Below are 21758 nucleotides of genomic sequence, written 5' to 3'. Positions count from 1 at the left end.
TGCGGGGGCGCGGATCGTCAGATTCAGGTTGTTGAATTAGCGACCCTTCCGATATTGAAGTAGGACCTGTCTGAAGTGCAGTTCAAGCCGTTGACGAGACGTTAACTACGACCATCCTGTGGGTCTATGTCCGAATATGTAAATGCCTGTTCGGAATCATGTCAGTACTCACGGATGAATCAAATGACGAACAAAATAACCACTCAAGCATCGGGCGATCCCCGCGCCGGCGCACTCGAAGTCACTGTTCGGCTCGGCGTGTTCTTTGACGGGACCGGCAATAACCGCGTCAACAGCCAGATTGGCGCCGACTGCCAGGCCATGACAGAAGTTAACGGTGGCCTGCATACCAAAGAGTGTGGCGGTCGGCACAGCGACCCTGGCAGCAGTTACAGCAACAGCCTGACCAATATCGCAAGACTCGCCGGCTTATATAAGCAGCAGCGCAAGGCGATCATGAACGGCGACGGCGCTTATGTGTATGACGCGGTATATGTCAGCGGTGTCGGCACGACCTCGGGCGGCCGAGACTCCCGCGTGTCAGGCCAGGGGTTTGGTCGCGGTACCACCGGCGTGGTCGCGAAAGTGTCCAAATGCATCAAAAAAATTGGCGATGAGCTTCAGAGCTTTGAAAACGATAACCCGGGCTGCGTCATCGCGGCGCTGGAGTTGGACGTGTTCGGCTTTAGCCGGGGCGCGGCCTCTGCACGGCACTTGGTCAATGAAGTGCTAAAACAGTCACGGGGCGCCCTCGACCCCATTCTCGACCCTCGCGAGCTCCCGCTCGCCGACCATTTTTCGTGGGCCAGGGGCAGCGTCCGTGTGAACGTCATCGGGCTGTTTGACACGGTCGCCGCCGTCGGCGGGATTTCCGATCTGGGCAGCGTCCGTGATGCGGTCAACAAGCGGGTCAACCTGTTTCTGCCTCCCGGGTGCGCGCAGCAGGTGCTGCACCTGGTGGCCGGTGATGAGCATCGGCGCAACTTCGTGCTCAACAGCGTCAAGCCCGAGTGGCCCCGAGAAGTCACGCTGCCGGGCAGTCACTCCGACATCGGTGGCGGCTATTAGCCTCGGGAATTCGAGAAAGTGTCGCTGTTCCGGCCGCACCGCAGCCTGGTCAGCGTCAGCACGCCATACGACGCTACGGACGCCTGGCTGCAGGCTCATGCCGAGCTGTCCACGCTGGATGCGCAGCGTCTACTCGATCCTGCTGATGACAGCGCCGCGCTGGGCATTGAATGTTTCGAGCGGTTTGGCACCACGTCACGAGGGGTCAAGACGGTGGTGGCGACGGTGACGCTGGAACGTTGTGTCTACAACCATCTCGCCCTTGTTTACCTGCGGGTAATGCATGCGCTGGCGAGCGACGAGGGGGTGCCGTTTCTGCCCGTCAGGGATTCTGCGCAAACCAGCCTTCCCCCGGAGTTGCGCCCGATTGCCGCCAAGTTGATCAGCTATGCAAAAGGAGAGGGCAGCGCATTGAGTGATGCCGAGCAGACATTGTTGTACCAGCGCTACATCCATCGCTCCGCCCACTGGAACAATGCCCGACGCGACGCGCTGGTGGACGGATTGTTCGTGCACGCCCCGGCGCTTGAAGGGCGGCAGATGTTTTCCAACGTGGGACAGCCAGGCTATCCGCAGTGATCGAACGGACTTATAGCGGTGGGAGCGATGCGCAAAAAATTGGCGGCCTTGAGGGCCGCCATTGTTTACGCTTGAAACGGATCAGCTCGGGGTGTGCAACAAGACGTTCAGCTCGTCGACGATGGGGGCCCAGTCGTCATCCACCTGGATTTTCTCCTTGAGCAACGCACCTTGTTGCGGCGTCCAGAAATCGGCTTCGGACACCTTCACGTCATCAGGCAGGTGATGGGCTGCGACGAACGCGTCGATGCTGGCCTGATCGGACTCAAGCCCCAGTTGTTCAAACAACAGCTCAAGCGACGGTGTCATGATTTCCATTATTTCTCCCGGACGGGTCAAGGACCCGGATTGGCGTGGTCAGTGAGTAACCTTCTGCTGCATGGGAGTGCGCGGGGCAGGCAAGAGTTCTAAGCATTTCCCCAAGACCACAAAAACCACATGGCTGCGGACGAAAGGGATATATCCCGTATAGACTCACTGCCGGTAGAATCCATGCTCACGCCAGCGTCCGGCTTCAGGGCGCACCATTTTCTCGTTCTTTCTTGCCCGGTCGGCTGTCCGGGCGGGTTCCTATCAGGTTGGGAGTTTGCACATTGGCAGTAGGTAATCTGGATACCCACGCGTTATTCGTGCTCGGTGACGTGCGCGCGAAGTTGGTGAAGCTATTCCAGGCGCGATTCGTTTATGTCATCGAACAATCCCCTGAAGGCATTTACATGTCTGAGATCGACACCGAAACCGCACTGGTGGTCGATGACAAACCCGGGCTGGACCTGAAGGTGGGCGACCACTTTCGTGCGTCGGTATTGCCCAGCCGCGAAGGCGGCAAGTTCGAAATCCGCTTTCGCGACATCAAGATGACCATCTACGGCCTGGGCGAATACGCCTTTGTCGAAGTGCCTGAAGGCCACGGCATCGTCTTCAAAGAGTCCCATAGCATCTTTATGGTGTTCGCCGCCCACGAGCAGATTCAGACCGGCCTGAGCAAAGTCCTCAAAGCCGCGACCGCCAAAGCCGCCAAATGGCGCAAGGGCGAGTTGACGTTCAAAGCCAGCGAGTAAGAGCAGCGCATCAATAAAATCTGCACACGGAACGCGCCCACATCCTCCCACGCCACAAGCGACGGGTGGCGGGCATGGGTGCGCGCGGCTAGCGCCAATGGCACACCATCAATGCCCCTGCTGTCTGCCGTCGCTGACCTCGGGAGGCACGTCATCACCGGCCATTCGCTTGCGAAACAGCCCGGTGCGCGCCAGCAGCAAGGTGGTGACCGGCACCGTGATCGCCAGCAGGATCGGGATCAGCCACGCGTGCAGCACGGGACTGTCCTTCAGCGCCGAGAAGTAAACAATCGACGCCAGCGCCACGCACCACGCGCCGAGGGTCGAAGCCAACGCGGGCGGGTGCATGCGCTGGAAAAAATCCTTCAGGCGCAACAGGCCCAGCGCCCCGATCAAGCCAAACAGGCTGCTGAGCACCAGCAGGACGGCGGTCAGGACTTCGACCCAGAACGGCAATACCTGCAACGAATTCATTCGATCACCTCGCCGCGCAACAGAAATTTGGCCAGCGCGAATGAGCCGACGAAGCCGAACAGCGCAATCAACAGCGCCGCCTCGAAGTAGGTGTCACTGGCGTAACGAATCCCCAGCACCAGCATTGTCAGCATCGCCAGGATGTACAGGTAGTCCAATGCGAGCACCCGGTCCTGCGCCGACGGGCCTTTGAACAGGCGGATCAGGGTCAGCACCATGGCGACCGTGAACAGCGACAGCGTCAGCAGAATCGCGTTTGTGAGCAGGGCACTCATTGAAAAATCTCCATCAGTGGCCGTTCGTAGGTGCTTTTGAAGTGCTCGATAAAGCGCGCTTCGTCCTCCAGATCGAACACGTGCATCAACAACACGCTGCGATCCAGCGCGAGTTCAGACCAGACGGTCCCCGGTATGACCGTGCAAATCATCGCCAGCGCCGCAAGGCCGTGGGCGTCGCGCAGTTCCAGCGGGACTTTGACGAACACCGAGTGTGGCGGACGGCGACCTGCACGCAGCACGCCCAGGGCCACCGCCAGATTGGAGGCCACCACGTCGCGGCCCACCAGCAGGAATAAGCGCACGGCGACGCCGGGTTTGCGGATACGCGCCGGCGAGGGGCGCAAGGGCGCAAAAATATAAGGTGCGAAAAACCCCAGCAGGGCGCCCAACAGCAGGTTGCCCGGGCTCAGCGACAGGTTGAGCAACAGCCACAAGCCCCAGAGCGACATCGACAACAGCGGTGCAGGAAAAAGGCGCTTCATGGCTGCACCTGCGCCGCAGCCGAGTCGGGCCCCGGTATCGGCCTGGCCGCCATCACCGACAGCACGTATTGCTGTGGATCGTGCAACGCCTGCGCCGTGTCCTGGGTGTAGTGCAACAGCGCCTGGGCCTTGAACGTCAGCACGATGGCGCAGCCCACCAGCAAGGCAATCGGCAGGCATTCATTGAGCCGCAGCAGGGGCGCCGCATGCTCTTGAGGCGTCCAGAAGCGCTTGATGCCGACACGCACGAAGGCAAACAGCGACGCCAGCCCGGAAATAATCAGCAGCGCCACCAGCGTCCAGCTGTCGCCGCGAATCGCCTCGCCCTTCGCGACGTCAAGGCCCAGCGGGTTGAGCAGCGCGCTGATCAGGGTCAGCTTGCCGAGAAAGCCGGACAACGGCGGCATACCAATGATGAGCAATGCGCAGGCCATGAAACTCAGGCCCAGAAACGCCATGGTCCACGGAATGACATGCCCGACAACGGCTTTCTGCTCGTCGTCCAGATTGGTCCCGGGCACCGGGTGCAACGACTCCAGCGCCTTGGGCAACTGGTCGGCGTCCTCGTCGAGGGCTATGTCGTTGGCCGAACGTGAGCGCTCGATCAGCTCTGCCAGCAAGAACAACGCGCTGAGCGCCAGGGTCGAACTCACCAGATAAAACAGTGCGCCGGCAGTCAGGCTTGGCTGAGCGAAACCGACCGCCGAGAGCAGGATGCCCGCCGACACCAGAATGCTCAGACTGGCCATTCGCTCCAGCCGTTGGGCGGCGATAACGGAAATCGCTGCCACGGTGACGGTGGCCATGCCGCCCCAGATCAGCCAGTCGCCGCCGAAGAACGCCGACGCGCCGGCCTGCCCGGAAAACAACAGCGTCCACAGCCGCAGCAGGGTGTAGGCGCCGACCTTGGTCATGATCGCGAACAACGCCGCCACCGGTGCGCTGGCCGCGGAGTAGGCCGGAACCAGCCAGAAATTCAGCGGCCACATGCCCGCCTTGGCGAGAAACGCCACCGCCAGAATCGCCGCGCCGGCGTGCAACAGACCCAGGTCGCTCTCCGGCACCTGCGGGATCTTTATCGCCAGATCGGCCAGGTTCAGCGTGCCAGTCACGCCGTAGATCAGCGCTGCGCCAATCAGAAACAGCGACGAGGCGAGCAGGTTGATGGTGATGTAATGCAGGCCCGCCGACACCCGCGCCCGTCCCGACCCGTGCAGCAACAGGCCATAGGACGCTGCCAGTAACACCTCGAAGAACACGAAGAGGTTGAACAGATCGGCGGTGAGAAAGGCGCCATACAGCCCCATCAACTGGATCTGAAACAAGGCGTGGAAGCTCGCGCCTGCACGATCCCAACGGGCCAGGGCGAAGAGCAGGGCGCAGAACGCGACGATGCCGGTCAGCACCAGCATCAGCGCCGACAGGTGATCGATCACCAGCACGATGCCGAACGGCGCCTCCCAGTTGCCCGGCAGGTACACGCCGATGGAGCCAGTGGTGCCGGTTTTCTGTACCCACACCATCAACGTGATGGCAATCGCCAGGCCAAGCCCGGTGGACAGCAGGTTGATCCGCGCTTTCAGCGGCCGGTGTTTTTCGCCAAGCCACAGCACCAGCGCAGCGGTCAGGACCGGCAGCAGGATCGGCGCGACGATCAGTTGGTTCATCAGGCTCATTCACCCAGCTCCCGACCGTCGACGTGGTCGTTGCCGGTCAGACCGCGCGAGGCCAGCAGCACCACCAGAAACAGCGCCGTCATGGCGAAGCTGATGACGATGGCCGTCAGCACCAGCGCCTGGGGAAGGGGGTCGGTGTAATTGAGCAGGTCCTGGGGCACGCCGTCTTTGATGATGGGCTCCTTGCCGATGAACAGGCTGCCCATGCTGAAGATGAACAGGTTGACGCCGTAGGACAAAAGGCACAGGCCCATGACGACCTGAAAGGTCCGTGGGCGCAGGATCAGCCACACGCCTGAGGCGGCGAGCACGCCGATGGCAATGGCGATGACTTCTTCCATCAGATGGCTCCTTGTGAAATCGGGCTCGCCGCCGGGGCCGGTTCAATAGGCTGCGGCAACGAGGTGGGACGATGGCTGCGCACCGACTGGTGAGCCAGGGCGGTGAGGATCAGCAGGGTTGAGCCGACCACCACGGCGTACACGCCGATGTCGAAAAACAGCGCGCTGGCAATGTGCAGATCGCCCAGCACCGGCAGGTGCACATGGGCGGTGTGGGTGGTCATGAACGGGTAACCCAGGGCCATCGAGCCCAACCCTGTGGCCAGCGCGAAGAACAGGCCGGTGCCCATCCAGCGCAGCGGCCGCAGGCTCATGTTGGCCTCGACCCACTGGGTGCCGGCGACCATGTATTGCAGGATGAACGCCACCGACATCACCAGCCCGGCCACAAAACCGCCGCCCGGCTGGTTATGCCCGCGCATGAACAGGTACATCGACACCACGAAGGCCACCGGCAACAACAGGCGCACCAGCACCGCGGGCACCATCATGAAGCCCAGCGCGGTGTCCGCCGCGTGACGCGGGTTGACCAGATCGGTGACCACGTCACGCGCGAGCAAGCGCTGCTGTGCCGGCAGTGCAATGGACTCTTTCGGCGGCCGGAAACGCCGCAGCAAGGCAAAGACCGTCAGCGCCACGACGGCCAATACGGTGATTTCGCCAAAGGTGTCGAAGCCGCGGAAGTCCACCAGCATGACGTTCACCGCGTTCGTGCCGCCGCCCTGGGCCAGTGCGCGGCTCAGGTAAAACTCGGAAATGGCGTTCGGCGTCGGCCGCGTCAGCATGGCGTAGGACAACACCGCCATGCCGCCACCCACTGCCACGGCGAGCACGAAATCGCGGATCCGTCGCACCTTGGCCCGGCGTCGCGCCTGTGAAGGCGGCGGCACGTTTTCGTTGCGTCGTGGCAGCCAGCGCAGGCCCAGCAAAATCAAAACGGTGGTGACCACCTCCACCGCCAGTTGGGTCAGCGCCAGGTCGGGCGCGGAAAACCAGACGAAGGTCACGCAGGTCATTAGCCCGCAGACGCTGACCATGGTCACCGCGGCCAGCCGGTGGTACTTGGCCTGCCACGCAGCGCCGATGGCGCAGGCAATAGCGATCAGCCAGAGCATCACGAACACGCCGGAGCCTGGAATCTTCGGTCGGTCGCCCCAGCTCAGGCCGCTTTCGTACATCGGCACGAAACCGGCGATTAACGCCGCCAGCACCATCAGGAACAGCTGCGCCTGCAATCGCCGAGTGGTCAACAGGCCCTGGAGCCGGCGCGCGGCACGCATCTGCAGCACCAGCACGCGCTCGAACAGACGCTTGCCGTTCAGACGCCAGATCAACGGCGGCCCGTTGACCCGTTTGCGCTTGATCGGGCCTCGCAGCAGCAGATACAGGAGGATACCTGCGGCCATGGCGATCAGGCTCATGATCATCGGCGCGTTCAGCCCGTGCCAGATGGCCAGGCTGTACTCGGGCAGTTCCCCTCCCACCACCGGCTGTGCGGCTGCGGCGAGCAGCGGGCCGACCGACTGCGAGGGAAAGATGCCGACGATCAGGCAGGTCAGCACCAGCAGCTCCACCGGCAGACGCATCCAGCGCGGCGGCTCATGGGGCGTGTGCGGCAGGCGCGTGGCTTTCGGCCCGAAGAACACATCAACGGTGAAGCGCAGGGAATACGCCACGCTGAAGATCCCGGCGACGGTGGCGATCACCGGCAGGGCGATTTCCACCCAGTCAGTCGAAGTGATGAACACTGTTTCTGCGAAGAACATTTCCTTGGACAGGAAGCCGTTCAGCAGCGGCACGCCGGCCATTGACGCGCTGGCGACCATGGCCAGCGTCGCGGTATAGGGCATCAGCTTGATCAGGCCGCTGAGCTTGCGAATGTCGCGGGTGCCGCTCTCATGGTCAATGATCCCCGCAGCCATGAACAGCGATGCCTTGAACGTCGCGTGGTTGAGGATATGAAACACTGCGGCAACCGCGGCCAGTGGACTGTTCAGGCCCAGCAGCAGAGTGATCAGCCCCAGGTGGCTGATGGTGGAATAAGCCAGCAGGCCCTTGAGGTCGTTCTGAAACATGGCGGAATAGGCGCCGATCACCAGCGTGCACGCGCCCGCACCGCTGACGATCCAGAACCACTGCTCGCTCCCCGACAGCGAAGGCCACAGGCGTGCAAGCAGGAACACCCCGGCCTTGACCATCGTCGCCGAGTGCAGATACGCCGACACCGGTGTCGGTGCCGCCATGGCGTGGGGCAGCCAGAAATGGAAGGGGAATTGCGCGCTCTTGCTCAGTGCGCCGATCAAAATCAGCGTCAGCAGCACGGGGTACAGGGCATGGGCGCGAATCGCGTCGCCCGAGGCCAGCACCCGATCAAGGTCGTAACTGCCGACCACGTGCCCGAGCAGCATCATCCCGACCAGCAGCGCCAGGCCACCGGCGCCCGTGACCATCAGCGCCATGTAAGCGCCGCGCCTCGCATCGGCGCGGTGGTGCCAGTAGCCAATCAGCAGAAACGAGAAGACGCTGGTCAGCTCCCAGAAAAAAACGATTTGGATGAGGTTGCCGGACATCACCAGCCCGAGCATGGCGCCCATGAACGCGAGAAAGAACGAGAAGAAGCGCGGCACCGGGTCGTCCGGTGACATGTAGTAGCGCGCATACAGCGACACCAGCGCGCCGATGCCCAACACCAGCATCGAGAACAGCCAGGCAAAGCCATCCAGACGCAATACGAAATTCAGGCCCAGGCTGGGCAGCCAGAAAAACTCCTCTCGGATGACGCCGCCGTGGGCGATCTGCGGATACCACAGCGCCACTTGCACCGCGCCGATCAAGGCGATCAGGCCGGCGAGCAGGGATTCACTGTTGCGTGCGTTGTGCGGCAAAAGTGCCGCCAGACAGCTGCCGATGAAAGGCAGAAGCAGTAGAACTATCAGGGACATAGATTTCTAATCTGCGAAGAAATGTCAAGGATCATACGTGCCGGGTCCGGTATGACCAAACGCCAAGATGTCGCAGAATCCTACAAAGGTTGTAGGCAGCAGCGTAGTCCATGGCGCTCCGCGGACAGCATCGGGCTATAACCTGGCCGGCCGATTTGGCGATCCTTGATCAATTAAGCGACAATGCCGGCCTGTTTCCGGAGCGCCCCATGTCTGATTCCATCGAAAACCTCGCCGTCGATGCCGTGCTCGACGCCACCGGCCTCAATTGCCCCGAGCCGGTCATGATGCTGCACCAGAAAGTGCGCGACCTGCCGCCCGGCGGGTTGCTCAAAGTGATCGCCACCGATCCGTCCACCCAGCGCGATATCCCCAAGTTCTGTGTGTTCCTGGGCCACGAGTTGGTGGATAAACAGGCTGGCGACGGCGAATTCCTGTACTGGATCCGCAAGAAGCTCGACTGATCGGGTTCGGTATCGTTGACGGGTTTCGCGTCACGCTGGCTCGGCAGAGCTCTGGCGCCTACACTGCGGCCATTCCAGGAGCCCTGACATGCGCATAGTTGCCGACGAAAACATCCCCTTGCTCGACGCCTTTTTCGCAGGCATCGGCGATATTCAGCGTTACCCGGGCCGCACGCTCGACCGCGCCGCCGTCGCCGACGCCGACATTTTGCTGGTGCGCTCGGTCACCCGTGTCGACCGTGCATTGCTCGAAGGCACGCCGGTGCGCTTTGTCGGCACCTGCACCATCGGCACCGATCACCTCGATCTCGACTACTTCGAAGAAGCCGGTATTCAATGGTCCAGCGCCCCGGGCTGCAACGCCCGTGGCGTGGTCGATTATGTCTTGGGCAGTCTGCTGACCCTGGCGGAAATAGAAGGCGTCGACCTTGCCAGTCGCACCTATGGCGTAGTGGGAGCGGGCCAGGTGGGCGGTCGGTTGATCAAGGTTTTGCGCGGCCTGGGCTGGAACGTGCTGGTCTGCGACCCGCCGCGTCAGGCCCTTGAAGGCGGCGACTACGTCAACCTCGACGAGATCATCGCCCGCTGCGATGTGATCAGCCTGCACACACCGCTGGACAGAGGCGGCAACTCGCCCACCTGGCACCTGTTCGATTACGCCCGCTTGCAGCAGCTCAAGGCCGGCGCCTGGCTGATCAACGCCGCGCGCGGCCCGGTCGTCGACAACCGCGCACTACGCCAGGTGCTGCTGGAACGCGAAGACCTGCAAGCGGTGCTGGATGTCTGGGAAAAAGAGCCGGAGGTCGACGTCGAACTGGCCGAGCTGTGCGTCATCGGCACGCCGCACATCGCCGGTTACAGCCTCGACGGCCGGCAGCGTGGCACCGCGCAAATTTATCAGGCCCTCTGCGCGCACCTTGGGCAACCGGCCAGCGTCATGCTTGAGGACCTGCTGCCCAAGCCCTGGCTGGCCCAAGTCACGCTGGATGCCGCCACCGACCCGGTCTGGGCGCTGAACGCGCTATGCCGGGGCGTTTACGATCCTCGCCGCGACGACGCGGATTTTCGCCGCAGTCTGGTGGGCGATGCTCAGCGCCAACGGCTGGCCTTCGATGCCTTGCGCAAGCACTACCCGCCGCGTCGGGAGATCGACAGCCTGCAGGTTCGCATCAACGGCGAGTCAGCGGCCCTGCGGCAGATCGTCGAAGCCTTGGGCGCGACCGTCCTGACTGATCGGCGCCCCTGAAACCGGCACACGCCGCGCCCGTTTTGCATCGCAATCGCGAGTCTGCCGGGAACGCTGTGTGCCGGGCAGCGAGGCCTGTTGCATGACTGCGTTCGTTGCCTGGCGACAGCGCCGCCGGGTTCGGCAAAGCTGACGAGCGTGCACGGAGCGGGAGGTGTAGGCTCTGCGGCTGATTCGTCTCGCGGGTGTTTTTCATGGCTTCAGTTTTTTCCGGCCGTCAGCGGCATGCCATTCGTCTTGCCCTGCGCATGATTGCGCCGTACCGCAAGCAAGCCATCGGCGCGTTGCTGGCGCTGGTGGTCACCGCCGCCATCACCCTGTCGATGGGGCAAGGCATCCGGCTGATGGTGGATCAGGGCTTCATGACCCGTTCGCCCACCCTGCTCAATGAAACCATCGGCCTGTTCATGGGCTTGGTGGTCGCCCTCGCAGTCGGTACCTTTGCGCGCTTTTACCTGGTGTCATGGATCGGCGAACGCGTGGTCGCCGATCTGCGCAAGCAGGTGTTCGACCACCTTGTCAGCTTGCATCCCGGCTTTTACGAGAACAATCGAAGCTCGGAAATCCAGTCGCGCCTGACTGCCGACACCACGCTGCTGCAATCGGTGATCGGCTCGTCGCTGTCGATGTTCCTGCGCAACGCGCTGATGGTCATCGGCGGGATCATCCTGCTGTTTTTCACCAATCCCAAGCTGACCAGCATTGTTGTCGTCGCACTGCCGCTGGTGGTGGCGCCGATTCTGATTTTCGGGCGTCGTGTGCGCAGCCTGTCGCGGGAGAGTCAGGACCGGGTGGCGGATGTCGGCAGCTACGTGTCCGAAGCGCTGGGGCAGATCAAAACCGTTCAGGCCTACAACCACCAGGAACAAGACCGTCAGCGTTTTGCGCAGACCGCCGAGGATGCATTCGAGACGGCACGCAAGCGGATTCTGCAACGTTCGTGGCTGATCACCCTGGTCATCGTATTGGTGTTGGGCGCGGTGGGCGTGATGCTCTGGGTCGGTGGCATGGACGTGATCGCCGGGCGTATCTCCGGCGGCGAGCTGGCGGCGTTTGTGTTCTACAGCCTCATCGTTGGCAGCGCCTTCGGCACGCTCAGTGAGGTCATCGGCGAGATGCAACGGGCGGCGGGCGCGGCAGAGCGCATCACCGAACTGCTGCAGGCGCGCAGTGAAATCACAGCGCCGGCCAGCGATCTGCTCGCGCTGCCCGCACGCATCAGCGGGCGCCTGGCGCTGGAAAACCTCAGTTTTGCCTATCCTTCCCGCCCGGAGCGCAACGCCGTTGACGGCTTGAGCCTGACCATCCAAGCGGGGGAAACCCTTGCGTTGGTCGGCCCTTCCGGGGCGGGCAAGTCGACGCTGTTCGACCTGCTGCTGCGTTTTTACGACCCGCAGCATGGGCGTGTGGTGATCGAGGGCATTCCCGTCGAACGTCTCGATCCCTTGGACTTGCGCCGCTGCTTCGCCTGGGTGTCGCAGACGCCGGCGCTATTTTTTGGGTCGGTTGAGGACAACATTCGTTACGGCAACCCGGCCGCCAGCGTCGAGCAGGTGGAGGCGGCGGCGCGGATTGCCCACGCCCATGAGTTCATTCAGTTGCTGCCTCAGGGTTATCAGACGCACCTGGGTGATGGCGGCATGGGCTTGTCGGGCGGGCAGCGTCAGCGTCTGGCCATTGCCCGGGCGTTGCTGGCCGATGCGCCGATTCTGTTGCTCGACGAAGCCACCAGCGCACTGGATGCCCAGAGCGAATATCTCATTCAACAGGCGTTGCCGACGTTAATGGAAGGCCGCACGACCCTGGTCATCGCACATCGACTGGCGACGGTGCAGAACGCTGACCGGATTGCGGTGATGGATCAGGGGAAACTGGTCGCGGTGGGGACGCATCGGGAGCTGATTGCCAGCAACCCGCTGTACGCGCGCTTGGCTGCCTTGCAGTTCAACGCCGGTGTGGAGCAGGTCGGCTGATTGCCGACCTGAATCTGTAAATCAACCTTTGCGGTATTCACACAGGTAGGCGGTTTCTACGGTCGCTTCGACATCGAATTTGACGTTCGCCGGGATATCGAACTGTTGTCCGGCGTCGTAAGTCGCCCAGTTGTCGGTGTCTGGCAGCAAGACTTTCAGTTGGCCGGAGATCACGTGCATGATTTCCCGATCAGCCGTGCTGAAATTGTACGTTCCGGGAGCCATGACGCCGATGGTCGCGTCGCCTTCTGCTTGCTTGAAGGCAATGGATTTGACGGTGCCGTCGAAATACTCGTTGACCTTGAACATGGCTGGATCTCCTTGGGAAGGGCTGGAAAAGGCCGGACAGTATGCCGAACGTATAAAAGGCCGTCATCCGCTTTGATAAATGCGTCACGCCTCAGCCTGGGATCACCAGCGGCAGCAGCCGTGCGGTATTTCGCGCGTCCGAGAGCGCCCGGTGCTGCTGGCCATTGAAGTGCATACCTGCCAATTGCAGCGCGGTGTTCAGGCCGCAGGGCTTTTGCAGGTGGCGGGCGCTGGCGAAGCGCTGCTTCAGGTTGACGTGGGGCAGGCCGGCAAGTTCGCTGGTGAGCTGGTGCAGGCGCCATTCCTGTTCCAGTTGCTGACGGTCGTAATCGCCCCAACTGGTCCAGGCCACCAGCCGCGCCCGGTATTGGCCGATCCAGCGTTCAAACTGTGGCCACACGGTTGGCAGCGTCGAGGCACCGTCGATAAAGCGCTGCTGGATGCGCGTCAGTTCACGACAGAAAGGCGTCAGTAACGGCCGGCGGACGGGCCGCACGAAGCGTTCGAAATGGTCGATTTCCCGCCCATCCTGGTTGACCACGGCCGCACCGATTTCGATGATTTCCATCTCTGCCACGGGCCATCCGCCTTCTTCGGTGGTGGCCTCCAGGTCTATCACCAACCAATAGGACATCTCAAACTCCTGTTCCATAACCTGCCGCAGCGCCATGGGGCGCCGCCCTGTCAAGGCCGCGTCCGACTGCCCGACGCAGATGATCCATGATTGGGACTCGTGATGAGCAGGAAGGTTTGCAGACGCGGCGTCTTTTGTCGCACCTGACTGGCCTATGGCCGGGACAGCGCTTGCCTGAGCGCTAACCTCGGCATAAATTGCAGTCGCATTCGGTCCTCATCTAAAGCAAAGCGCGGTCGATAACGCAAAGGACAAGGACTGCTTTGGCCGAGAGAGGGCCTGGAAGGGAAAGGGGCGGCAAGGCGCAGGGAGGGCGGGAGTTGGAAAAGCGCAGTCCGCCTGGCCTGCGTTTGACCGTTGTCTAATTGATCGCGAACGCATAGCTTACGTACTCCGTTTCGCCTGAGGTACCTTGTCTTGATGTCCACGCCGATGCGGATGGCTTTTAAAACCCTGCTGCTTGCGACCGCTACCCTGTGGGCCTGGCAGGCCGGTGCGACGCAGATCGTGCGCATTGGTGCGGCACATTTCCCGCCGTACACGATTCGTCCCGAGCGCGGCGAAGACACCGGACTGCTCCCGCAGATGGTCAGCGCGCTGAACGCGATGCAGAGCGACTATCGCTTCGAGATGGTGCCCACGTCCATTCCGCGTCGTTTCCGCGATTTCCAGCAGGCGCGCTTCGACATGGCCATTTTCGAAAACCCCGCCTGGGGCTGGAAAGGCATTCCCCATGAAGATGTCGACATGGGGCTGGAAGACGCTGAAGTCTTCGTCGCGCACCGCCAGCAGGGTCGTACCCAGACGTATTTCGACGAGCTGCATGGCAAGCGGCTCGCGCTGTTCAGCGGCTACCACTATGCGTTCGCGCGTTTTGATGCCGACCCTAAATTCCTCGCCGACAATTACAACGCCACGCTGACCTATTCCCACGACAGCAACCTCTTGATGGTGCTGCGCGATCGCGCGGACATTGCGCTGGTCACACGCTCCTACCTGAGCACGTTCATGTCGAACAACCCGCAGGACGCCGACCAGTTCCTGGTCTCGGACCGCGTGGATCAGGTGTATCGGCATTACGCGCTGTTGCGCCCGGATGCGCCCATCAGCGCAGAACGCTTCGGCGAACTGCTCCGGCAGCTTCGGGAGAATGGGGAGATGTTCAAGATTTTTCAGCCATTTCGCATCGCTGTAACGCCACAGGCCACTCATCACGCCGTGGCGCTGGGCGAAGGCGCAGACAGGGACTGACACCGGCAGGCATTAACTGTTCGGCAGGGCGGCGGGGAAGGGGCGGGGTTGTTGAAGCGCCGAAGTCACGCTCGCGCAACGTGCTTCAGCGACATCGATCAGCAGAAATTTCAGCGGTCTCGCGCTTCCTTGGCGTCCATCTCGGCGTTGCGCTCGTGAACGCGCTTGAGTTGTTCATCGGTCAGCGGCAGTTTCTTCGCGGAATCCTTGAGCATCAGCAGACCGCCAACGATCGAGCCGATTGCAACGAGCAAAATTAACCAGGCATACCAGGGCATAAGGTTTTCCTTCTTGTGATAAGCGTTGGAGCAGCGACGCTGTCCAGTGGTTCAATTGTAGGAGATGCTCGACGCCTGGCGCGCCTCGGGCAGCATTTACCGATTGCCGGGTCCCGCCCTGCGGGATGTTCGGCTACAATGCGCGCCGATTTCGACTTGCCAGAGAACCCGCTCATGTCCGTCTGCCAGACCCCTATCATCGTCGCCCTGGATTTCCCGACCCGCGAAGCCGCGTTGAATCTGGCTGATCAACTGGACCCCAGGCTGTGCCGGGTCAAGGTGGGCAAGGAGCTATTTACCAGCTGCGCATCGGACATCGTCGAAACCCTTAATGCCAAGGGCTTCGAAGTGTTTCTGGACCTCAAATTTCATGACATCCCCAATACCACGGCGATGGCGGTCAAGGCCGCCGCTGAGATGGGCGTGTGGATGGTCAACGTGCACTGTTCCGGTGGCTTGCGCATGATGGCGGCCTGTCGCGATGTGCTGGATCAGCGCACAGGTCCCAAGCCCCTGCTGATTGGCGTAACGGTGCTGACCAGCATGGAGCGGGAAGATCTGGCGGGCATTGGTCTGGACATCGAGCCGCAGGAGCAGGTGCTTCGGCTGGCAGCGCTGGCTGAAAAGGCCGGGATGGACGGTCTGGTGTGCTCCGCGCTGGAAGCCCAGGCGCTGAAAGCGGCGCATCCCTCGCTGCAGCTTGTGACGCCCGGCATTCGTCCGGCCGGCAGCGCGCTGGACGATCAGCGCCGCATTCTGACGCCGCGTCAGGCGCTGGATGCAGGCTCCGACTATCTGGTCATCGGCCGCCCGATCAGCCAGGCCGCCGACCCGGCGAAAGCGCTGGCAGCGGTGGTGGCAGAGCTGGCGTAAAACGCGCCATTGCAGATCGAACACGGTTATGTGGAAGTGAGCTTGCTCACGAAGACGGCGTTTCGGCCGCTGATCATTTATCGAACCAACCGGCGCCTTCGCGAGCACGCTCGCTCCCACCGTTGTGATCCGCGTGCAGGTCGGCGAGAGCGGCGTACTTTCCTGGATCAGTAACCGCTGCGCTTAAGGATGGCGTCCATGCTTTCCGTGGATGGCCGACCATAGAATTTCAGCAATTCCGAAGCCCGGTTAGTAAAGAACCCGTCCACGCCCTCTTCGCTTAGCGCCTTGAAGTCCACCGCGTCGTCCACGGTGTAGGGGTGAATGATCAGCCCGCGGTCGTGGGCCATCTTGTTCATCCATGGCTGCACCAGGTCCATGTAGCTCTGGTCACCGCCGTTTCTCAAAGCCGCCGATGGCCCCGTACCGACGGCGCCGTGGGCTTTGGCCCAATCCATCCAGGCGGCAAACTCTTCCTTGGATTTCACCTGCTCAGTGGCGTAGAAGCTCGCCTTGTCCTTGGCGCCCGAGTCCTTCAAGGTCTTGCCCGAAGCCGTTTCGATGTAGCCGTCGCCCAGCCACAGCAGCAGCACTTTCGGTGTGTTGGGCATGCTCTTCTGCAGCAGTTCCAGGCTGGGTTTTTCAAACGTCTGCAGCACCACACGGCCCGGCATATGCGCGACGTTGACGTGGCCTTTCTCGGCAGCGGGGCGCTGGGTCAGCCAGCCGCGCTGTTCGAGCTTCTTCTTCAGATCTTCTTCGATGCCCGGAAACTGCGCGGGCACCTTGGTTTCTATGTACAGACCGGGCTTGTTTTTGCCGCCTTCGGCGATGTCGATGACCTCGTCCAGCGTCAGAATTTTCAGCCCGACGTACGCGGCGCGGGCGCGGTCAGGGTGAGCCTTGTTGAACCACGCGCCGGCGTCCAGACGTTTGATCTCTTCCAGGGTAAACGTGTTAAGCGGGTCCTTGGCCCGTTCCGGGTAGACCTCGGCAATGTTGGTGGTGCGCTCCAGCGTGTTGTCATGCAGCGCGATGAGCACGCCATCCTTGGTGCGCTGGATGTCCATTTCCAGATAGTCAGCACCCAATTCCCGGGCAAGGGTGTAGGAAGGCACCGTCTCCTCGGGCGCATTGAACGACGCGCCGCGATGGGCGATGACCGCCGGCCACGGCACGCCGATCTTCGCCGCCAGCGCCCGACCCGGTTGCTTGCCGGTATCAGCGGCCGCCAGGGCCACGGCCGAAGACAACAACACACCGGCAATCGCGGCGCCGCTCAACGTTCTGGATAATCCTTTCAGCATGGTTCTGACGTTCCTTTTGTGTGTGTTCGTTCAGGGCGCGGCCGTCGCCGGACCGCGTGGCACACGTTTTGTCGTGATCAAATCATGTGTCGCAGGGCTCAGACCTTAAACAGCAACGGGCAGGCTCGGCAACCGCAGCTGTCGTTGTGAGGGGGATTGCTGTCGGTTTGTCGGAAATCGGAGAGCCCCCTTCTGTCCCTCTGACCTCTGCATCAGGCACCTCAAGTGTCGCCGTTTGTTATGACGCTGATGGGTCTGCCAAGTGATGCCTGTTTTTTTGAAGCCTGGATTTTGCCATGCACACCTCTGCCCAATCGCGCTCACTCGCGGTACTGTCAGCACCACGAATTTCGCGCAGCGGAGGGATGATGAAAACGGTGTTGGTGCTGGTTGAAAGCGTGAACATGTATTTGCCGATTCTGGAACGCAGCGGCTTTCGGCTCATTCTGGCGCCCACCCCGGCGCTACGGGCGGAGGCGGTGGCGAACGGGGGCGATGAGATTGATGCGGTATTGACCCGTGGGCCGCTGGGTTTTACCGCCGAGGAAATGGCCGCGCTGCCAAAGCTGGGGATCATCTGTGTGATTGGCGCCGGCTACGAGCGCGTCGACCTCGCTGCCGCCGAGGCGCGGGGCATCGTGGTCACGAATGGGGCAGGGGTGAATGCGCCGACGGTGGCAGACCATGCAATGGCGTTGCTGCTGGCGGCGGTTCGTGACATTCCCCAGGCCGACGCCTCGGTGCGCCGCAATGAGTGGCGCAAGGTGACCCGGCCCTCGTTCGCCGGCAAGCGCTTGGGCATTCTCGGTCTTGGCTCGGTCGGCATGGCCATCGCCAAACGCGCGCTGGGTTTTGACATGGTGATCAACTACCACAGCCGCTCACCGCGTGCCGGCGTGGATTTCAACTATTGCGCGACGCCGCTGGCGCTGGCCGAAGCGTCTGACTTTCTGGTGGTGGCAACGCCCGGGGGCGGGGCGACGCGGCACCTGATCGACAAGGCCGCCATCGAAGCGCTGGGCGCCGAGGGCTTCCTCGTCAACATTGCCCGTGCCAGTGTCGTGGACACCGATGCGCTGATCGACGCGCTTCAACAGGGCCGCCTTGCCGGGGCGGCGCTGGACGTGTTCGACGATGAGCCGCACGTTCCCGATGCCCTTAAAACGCTCAATAACGTGGTGCTCACGGCGCATTTGGCGGGGCTGTCGCCCGAAGCGTCGCGCGACACCGTGAAAATGGTCACTGATAACCTGCTGGCCTTTTACGCGGGCAAACCGGTGTTGACCCCCGTTCATGGCTAATAGCCGGATGGTGCGGCGATGACCGCCGCAGCTCCCTGCACAACAAAAAAAGGAATCGCGCATGTCTTCATCTGTGTTGAAAGTCGCGCTGGTAACGGGTGCCGGCAGCGGCATTGGCCGTGCGGTGGCGCTGCAATTGCTGGCGGACGGTTTTGCCGTGGTGCTGGCCGGGCGTCGGCCTGAACCTTTGCACGCGCTGGTCGAACAGGCCCACGGCGCCGGGCAGCAAGCCCTGGCCGTGCCGACTGACGTGCGTGATCCGGCCAGCGTCGAAGCGCTGTTCGCGACCATTGAACAGACATTCGGTCGACTGGACGTCTCGTTCAATAACGCCGGGATCGGCGCGCCAGCGGTGCCGATGGACGAGCTCTCGGTGGAGCAATGGAAGAACGTGATCGACACCAACGTCACCGGGATGTTTTTGTGCGTGCGCGCAGCGTTCGGCCTGATGCGCCGCCAGGTGCCACAGGGCGGCCGGATCATCAACAACGGCTCGATTTCAGCGCACACCCCGCGTTTGTTCAGCTCGCCCTATACGTCGAGCAAGCATGCGGTGCTCGGCCTGACCAAAAGCACCGCGCTGGACGGTCGGGCTTTCAACATCGCCTGCGGCCAGATCGACATTGGCAACGCCCTGACGGAAATGACCGACCGCATGACCAAAGGCGTGCTGCAGCCCAACGGTGAGTTGCAGGTTGAACCGACCATGAACGTCCAGCACGTCGCCGAAGCGGTGAGCTACATGGCCGGCCTGCCCTTATCGGCCAACGTGCTGAACATGACGGTCATGGCGAGCGGCATGCCGTTTGTGGGCCGCGGGTGATCTAGCATCGCTTTTTGCGTTGTTTCGTCCAAAACCTTTGGGGATCCGTCCAACCTGAACGCGCGCTCAATTGCCACACTCACCCCATGCCGAGCCACCTTTAATCGAGGACACCGCCATGACCGAGTTTGTTATCGCCCCTGTTGCCACACCGTCCCTGGCAGTCGCCGGGACGTCCAGCCGTTTTCCGATCCGCCGGGTTTTTTGTGTTGGCCGTAACTACTCCGATCACGCCCGGGAGATGGGCCACGACCCTGACCGCGAGCCGCCGTTCTTCTTCATGAAACCTGCCGACGCCGTTGTGCCTGCCGATGGGCAAATTGCCTACCCGCCGCTCACTGAGGACCTGCACCACGAGATTGAACTGGTCGTGGCCATCGGCAAGGACGGCGTGGACATCGACCCGCAGGATGCGCTGGCTCATGTCTGGGGCTACGGCGTCGGCCTGGACCTGACCCGCCGCGACTTGCAGGCGCAGGCGAAGAAAATGGGCCGGCCGTGGGAGTGGGCCAAGGCGTTCGACGCCTCCGCGCCCTCCACACCGCTGCACCCCGTGAGCGAGATCGGCCATCCGGCGTCCGGTGCCATCTGGCTGGACGTGAACGGCCAGAGCCGTCAGCGCGGTGATCTGGCTGACCAGATCTGGGCCGTGAGCGAGGTGATCGCGCACCTGTCGCAGTCGGTCGGGGTCAAGGCGGGGGACCTGATTTACACCGGCACACCGGCCGGCGTGGGCGCTTTGCAGCGCGGTGATGTCGTCACCGCCGGGATCAAAGGCATTGCCGAACTGAGTGTGACGATCGGCTGATTCATCGTTCCGGCCAACCTGATAATCGTTTGGTGCGGCTACCGGCCTTGCCCTAACATGCGGCAGTCCGAACCGGCGATTTCAGGTATTCAGCGATGGCTCATCCCTCCCGCATCCAGACCTATGGCATGCAGCAGCGCAGTGACCGCATGGATTTCTACATCCGTGACAAGTCGGCCCGCCCCGCGCTGACAACGCCCCATCGTCATGAGTATTTCCAGATCCAGATCAACCTTGGCGGTGACACCGTGCAGCATATCGGTGGCGCGGTCAGGCCGTTCCCGCGCAATACCCTGGCGTTCATCCTGCCCCATCGCTTGCACGTGATTCCGCATCCCGAAGACGGCACCTTCGTGCTCATCAATTTCTCTCAGGCGTTTTTCCTGCAACACCTGCCGTGCGATCCGATGGACCTCGAAGACGTACCCCTCGCCGAAGCGCCAGAGCTGGCGCCGTTCCGGTTTCAGGAGCATCTGGATTTCACCCTTGATGACGTCGATTTCGCTGAAGTGACCGCGCTTTTGCTGCAGATGCGCGACATGGACCGCGCCAGGCAGCTGGGATCCGGGGCGATCCTGCGCGGGTGCCTGCTGCAGTTGATCGGCACGGTGTGCAATCGCTTCGAAGCGCCGTTGCTTGCGCTGGCGGCGAACAACGCCGAGCGTCGCGGACGGCGCGATGCGATGAGCCGGATAATCGAGTACATCCGCCAGCACATTGCCGACCCTGCCATGTCGCTGACTGACGCAGCGGCGGCGGCGTTTCTGTCGCCCAACTACCTGACCCACTTGCTGCGCAAGGAAACCGGCAAGACCTTTTCCGAACTGGTTCTGGAGCGGCGCATGCGGCTGGCGCGTACGCATTTGATGAACAGCAATAAACCCTTGAGCCACATCGCCCAGATCTGTGGCTTCGCCGACGAGGCGTATTTCTCGCGGCGTTTCCGCAAAGCCCACGGCCTGCCGCCGGGGCAATTTCGGCGCGAGCAGCGCGGTGGTTGAGCAGAGTTGAGAGGGGTGCAGCGTCTCACCGCAAAAGTAAGGGTGAGTGAACCGGCCTCTTCCCGGCTGAAGCCGGTCCCACTAAAAAAGCCGCTTGCATTCAGTGGAATCGGCTCAAGCCGGGAGGGCGTCGGTGTAGCTGGCTGAAGCCTGTCACTGACACACCGCGTGCTCTTAGTGGGACCGGCTCAAGCCGGGAGGGCGTCGGTGCAGCTGGCTGAAGCCTGTCACTGACACACCGCGTGCTCTTAGTGGGACCGGCTTTAGCCGGGAAGGCGTCGGTGCAGCTGGCTGAAGCCTGTCTCATTGACACACCGCGTGCTCTTAGTGGGACCGGCTTTAGCCGGGAAGGCGTCGGTGCAGCTGGCTGAAGCCTGTCTCACTGACACACCGCGTGCTCTTAGTGGGACCGGCTTTAGCCGGGAAGGCGTCGGTGCAGCTGGCACCGTCCCGGACCGTCTGCCCTACAGCTCAATCGCCTGGCTGAGTTCCCTGAACAGCGCTGACACCGAGCGCAACGCTCGGCAATCCGGGCGCGTCAGCAGCCACAGCCCGGTGTCATGGCCCTCGATCGCCTCGCTCAGGGAAT

The 21758-nt window shown here is 62.3% G+C and carries 21 protein-coding genes and 2 pseudogenes; 11 read left to right on the top strand and 12 right to left on the bottom strand.

What is annotated here, in order from left to right:
• The first annotated feature begins 183 nt into the window (after positions 1 to 183).
• A pseudogene (locus VF672_RS04845) lies at positions 184 to 1647 on the top strand (phospholipase effector Tle1 domain-containing protein).
• Positions 1648 to 1728: 81 nt separating this feature from the next.
• On the opposite strand, the gene VF672_RS04840 reads toward VF672_RS04845, so the two are convergent.
• A complete protein-coding gene (locus VF672_RS04840) occupies positions 1729 to 1965 on the bottom strand; it encodes a DUF2789 family protein (RefSeq protein WP_331102025.1) in 237 nt (78 codons plus the stop codon).
• Between the two features lie 275 nt (positions 1966 to 2240).
• Here VF672_RS04840 and VF672_RS04835 point away from each other — a divergent pair, with 275 nt between their 5' ends.
• Complete coding sequence (locus VF672_RS04835) at positions 2241 to 2708, top strand: hypothetical protein (RefSeq protein WP_331102023.1); 468 nt, start codon at positions 2241 to 2243, stop codon at positions 2706 to 2708.
• 108 nt (positions 2709 to 2816) lie between these two features.
• On the opposite strand, the gene VF672_RS04830 is transcribed toward VF672_RS04835, so the two are convergent.
• From VF672_RS04830 to VF672_RS04805, 6 genes are read right to left on the bottom strand one after another with little or no spacing between them, the layout of a single operon-like run.
• Positions 2817 to 3182, bottom strand: coding sequence for a Na+/H+ antiporter subunit G (locus VF672_RS04830; RefSeq protein ID WP_331102021.1), 366 nt, complete (start codon positions 3180 to 3182; stop codon positions 2817 to 2819).
• The gene (locus VF672_RS04825) at positions 3179 to 3457 is read right to left on the bottom strand and encodes a K+/H+ antiporter subunit F (protein WP_331102019.1); all 279 of its coding nucleotides are present in this window, start codon (positions 3455 to 3457) and stop codon (positions 3179 to 3181) included. The genes VF672_RS04830 and VF672_RS04825 overlap by 4 nt, the downstream gene beginning before the upstream one ends.
• Positions 3454 to 3942, bottom strand: a complete 489-nt coding sequence (locus VF672_RS04820) for a Na+/H+ antiporter subunit E (protein WP_331102017.1) — start codon at positions 3940 to 3942, stop codon at positions 3454 to 3456. Before VF672_RS04820 ends, VF672_RS04825 begins: the two co-directional genes overlap by 4 nt.
• The gene (locus tag VF672_RS04815) at positions 3939 to 5618 is read right to left on the bottom strand and encodes a monovalent cation/H+ antiporter subunit D (protein ID WP_331102015.1); all 1680 of its coding nucleotides are present in this window, start codon (positions 5616 to 5618) and stop codon (positions 3939 to 3941) included. Before VF672_RS04815 ends, VF672_RS04820 begins: the two co-directional genes overlap by 4 nt.
• Positions 5615 to 5959 (bottom strand): Na+/H+ antiporter subunit C, encoded by a 345-nt coding sequence (locus tag VF672_RS04810; protein ID WP_065986226.1) that lies wholly within the window; start codon positions 5957 to 5959, stop codon positions 5615 to 5617. Before VF672_RS04810 ends, VF672_RS04815 begins: the two co-directional genes overlap by 4 nt.
• On the bottom strand, positions 5959 to 8901 hold the full coding sequence (locus VF672_RS04805; protein WP_331102011.1) for a monovalent cation/H+ antiporter subunit A: 2943 nt from the start codon (positions 8899 to 8901) through the stop codon (positions 5959 to 5961). Before VF672_RS04805 ends, VF672_RS04810 begins: the two co-directional genes overlap by 1 nt.
• 209 nt (positions 8902 to 9110) lie before the next feature.
• On the opposite strand from VF672_RS04805, the gene tusA reads away from it, so the two are divergent.
• The 3 genes from tusA to VF672_RS04790 all read left to right on the top strand — a co-directional run bounded on the left by tusA (position 9111) and on the right by VF672_RS04790 (position 12584).
• Positions 9111 to 9365 (top strand): sulfurtransferase TusA, encoded by a 255-nt coding sequence (tusA, locus tag VF672_RS04800; protein WP_331102009.1) that lies wholly within the window; start codon positions 9111 to 9113, stop codon positions 9363 to 9365.
• Positions 9366 to 9453: 88 nt separating this feature from the next.
• A complete protein-coding gene (gene pdxB, locus VF672_RS04795; RefSeq protein ID WP_331102007.1) occupies positions 9454 to 10611 on the top strand; it encodes a 4-phosphoerythronate dehydrogenase PdxB in 1158 nt (385 codons plus the stop codon).
• 194 nt (positions 10612 to 10805) lie between these two features.
• Positions 10806 to 12584, top strand: coding sequence for an ABC transporter transmembrane domain-containing protein (locus tag VF672_RS04790; RefSeq protein ID WP_331102005.1), 1779 nt, complete (start codon positions 10806 to 10808; stop codon positions 12582 to 12584).
• Between the two features lie 21 nt (positions 12585 to 12605).
• Here the strand turns inward: VF672_RS04790 and VF672_RS04785 are convergent, their stop codons facing one another.
• Complete coding sequence (locus VF672_RS04785; protein WP_331102003.1) at positions 12606 to 12893, bottom strand: pyrimidine/purine nucleoside phosphorylase; 288 nt, start codon at positions 12891 to 12893, stop codon at positions 12606 to 12608.
• 91 nt (positions 12894 to 12984) lie between these two features.
• Positions 12985 to 13527, bottom strand: a complete 543-nt coding sequence (locus VF672_RS04780; RefSeq protein WP_331102038.1) for an exonuclease domain-containing protein — start codon at positions 13525 to 13527, stop codon at positions 12985 to 12987.
• 420 nt (positions 13528 to 13947) lie between these two features.
• Here VF672_RS04780 and VF672_RS04775 point away from each other — a divergent pair, with 420 nt between their 5' ends.
• Positions 13948 to 14778 (top strand): transporter substrate-binding domain-containing protein, encoded by an 831-nt coding sequence (locus VF672_RS04775; protein WP_331102001.1) that lies wholly within the window; start codon positions 13948 to 13950, stop codon positions 14776 to 14778.
• A 110-nt stretch (positions 14779 to 14888) separates the two neighbouring features.
• Here VF672_RS04775 and VF672_RS04770 read toward each other — a convergent pair whose 3' ends face one another.
• Complete coding sequence (locus tag VF672_RS04770) at positions 14889 to 15056, bottom strand: DUF2897 family protein (RefSeq protein WP_122537759.1); 168 nt, start codon at positions 15054 to 15056, stop codon at positions 14889 to 14891.
• Positions 15057 to 15230: 174 nt separating this feature from the next.
• Between VF672_RS04770 and pyrF the strand changes: the two genes are divergently transcribed.
• Entirely contained in the window at positions 15231 to 15929 is a 699-nt protein-coding gene (gene pyrF, locus VF672_RS04765) for an orotidine-5'-phosphate decarboxylase (RefSeq protein WP_331101998.1), read from the top strand.
• 167 nt (positions 15930 to 16096) lie between these two features.
• On the opposite strand, the gene VF672_RS04760 is transcribed toward pyrF, so the two are convergent.
• On the bottom strand, positions 16097 to 17236 hold the full coding sequence (locus tag VF672_RS04760) for a glycerophosphodiester phosphodiesterase (RefSeq protein ID WP_331101996.1): 1140 nt from the start codon (positions 17234 to 17236) through the stop codon (positions 16097 to 16099).
• A gap of 368 nt (positions 17237 to 17604) precedes the next feature.
• Between VF672_RS04760 and VF672_RS04755 the strand changes: the two genes are divergently transcribed.
• The 4 genes from VF672_RS04755 to VF672_RS04740 all read left to right on the top strand — a co-directional run bounded on the left by VF672_RS04755 (position 17605) and on the right by VF672_RS04740 (position 21169).
• Positions 17605 to 18537 (top strand): 2-hydroxyacid dehydrogenase, encoded by a 933-nt coding sequence (locus VF672_RS04755; protein WP_331101994.1) that lies wholly within the window; start codon positions 17605 to 17607, stop codon positions 18535 to 18537.
• Between the two features lie 61 nt (positions 18538 to 18598).
• On the top strand, positions 18599 to 19360 hold the full coding sequence (locus VF672_RS04750; protein ID WP_331101992.1) for an SDR family oxidoreductase: 762 nt from the start codon (positions 18599 to 18601) through the stop codon (positions 19358 to 19360).
• Positions 19361 to 19478: 118 nt separating this feature from the next.
• Positions 19479 to 20168 carry a fumarylacetoacetate hydrolase family protein gene (locus tag VF672_RS04745; RefSeq protein ID WP_331101990.1) on the top strand — a complete coding sequence of 230 codons (690 nt, stop codon included), beginning with the start codon at positions 19479 to 19481 and terminating at the stop codon, positions 20166 to 20168.
• Between the two features lie 95 nt (positions 20169 to 20263).
• Complete coding sequence (locus VF672_RS04740; protein ID WP_331101988.1) at positions 20264 to 21169, top strand: AraC family transcriptional regulator; 906 nt, start codon at positions 20264 to 20266, stop codon at positions 21167 to 21169.
• 464 nt (positions 21170 to 21633) lie between these two features.
• Here VF672_RS04740 and VF672_RS04735 read toward each other — a convergent pair.
• Positions 21634 to 21758 (bottom strand): annotated as a pseudogene (locus tag VF672_RS04735) (LysR family transcriptional regulator); the annotation flags it as partial.

It is taken from the genome of Pseudomonas sp. (genome assembly GCF_036387035.1).
GTDB lineage: Bacteria > Pseudomonadota > Gammaproteobacteria > Pseudomonadales > Pseudomonadaceae > Aquipseudomonas.
Note: the sequence above shows the minus strand (reverse complement) of the source record. Positions and strands in the feature narration are given on the sequence as shown.

Bases quoted from the DNA above. Each gene is read 5' to 3' on its own strand.
- pyrF (WP_331101998.1), top strand. From the start codon at position 15,231: ATGTCCGTCTGCCAGACCCCTATCATCGTCGCCCTGGATTTCCCGACC.
- VF672_RS04740 (WP_331101988.1), top strand. From the start codon at position 20,264: ATGGCTCATCCCTCCCGCATCCAGACCTATGGCATGCAGCAGCGCAGT.
- pdxB (WP_331102007.1), top strand. From the start codon at position 9,454: ATGCGCATAGTTGCCGACGAAAACATCCCCTTGCTCGACGCCTTTTTC.
- VF672_RS04760 (WP_331101996.1), bottom strand. From the start codon at position 17,236: ATGCTGAAAGGATTATCCAGAACGTTGAGCGGCGCCGCGATTGCCGGT.
- VF672_RS04825 (WP_331102019.1), bottom strand. From the start codon at position 3,457: ATGAGTGCCCTGCTCACAAACGCGATTCTGCTGACGCTGTCGCTGTTC.
- VF672_RS04815 (WP_331102015.1), bottom strand. From the start codon at position 5,618: ATGAGCCTGATGAACCAACTGATCGTCGCGCCGATCCTGCTGCCGGTC.
- VF672_RS04745 (WP_331101990.1), top strand. From the start codon at position 19,479: ATGACCGAGTTTGTTATCGCCCCTGTTGCCACACCGTCCCTGGCAGTC.
- VF672_RS04810 (WP_065986226.1), bottom strand. From the start codon at position 5,959: ATGGAAGAAGTCATCGCCATTGCCATCGGCGTGCTCGCCGCCTCAGGC.
- VF672_RS04830 (WP_331102021.1), bottom strand. From the start codon at position 3,182: ATGAATTCGTTGCAGGTATTGCCGTTCTGGGTCGAAGTCCTGACCGCC.
- VF672_RS04840 (WP_331102025.1), bottom strand. From the start codon at position 1,965: ATGGAAATCATGACACCGTCGCTTGAGCTGTTGTTTGAACAACTGGGG.
- VF672_RS04780 (WP_331102038.1), bottom strand. From the start codon at position 13,527: ATGTCCTATTGGTTGGTGATAGACCTGGAGGCCACCACCGAAGAAGGC.
- VF672_RS04750 (WP_331101992.1), top strand. From the start codon at position 18,599: ATGTCTTCATCTGTGTTGAAAGTCGCGCTGGTAACGGGTGCCGGCAGC.
- VF672_RS04805 (WP_331102011.1), bottom strand. From the start codon at position 8,901: ATGTCCCTGATAGTTCTACTGCTTCTGCCTTTCATCGGCAGCTGTCTG.
- tusA (WP_331102009.1), top strand. From the start codon at position 9,111: ATGTCTGATTCCATCGAAAACCTCGCCGTCGATGCCGTGCTCGACGCC.
- VF672_RS04775 (WP_331102001.1), top strand. From the start codon at position 13,948: ATGTCCACGCCGATGCGGATGGCTTTTAAAACCCTGCTGCTTGCGACC.
- VF672_RS04790 (WP_331102005.1), top strand. From the start codon at position 10,806: ATGGCTTCAGTTTTTTCCGGCCGTCAGCGGCATGCCATTCGTCTTGCC.
- VF672_RS04820 (WP_331102017.1), bottom strand. From the start codon at position 3,942: ATGAAGCGCCTTTTTCCTGCACCGCTGTTGTCGATGTCGCTCTGGGGC.
- VF672_RS04770 (WP_122537759.1), bottom strand. From the start codon at position 15,056: ATGCCCTGGTATGCCTGGTTAATTTTGCTCGTTGCAATCGGCTCGATC.
- VF672_RS04785 (WP_331102003.1), bottom strand. From the start codon at position 12,893: ATGTTCAAGGTCAACGAGTATTTCGACGGCACCGTCAAATCCATTGCC.
- VF672_RS04755 (WP_331101994.1), top strand. From the start codon at position 17,605: ATGAAAACGGTGTTGGTGCTGGTTGAAAGCGTGAACATGTATTTGCCG.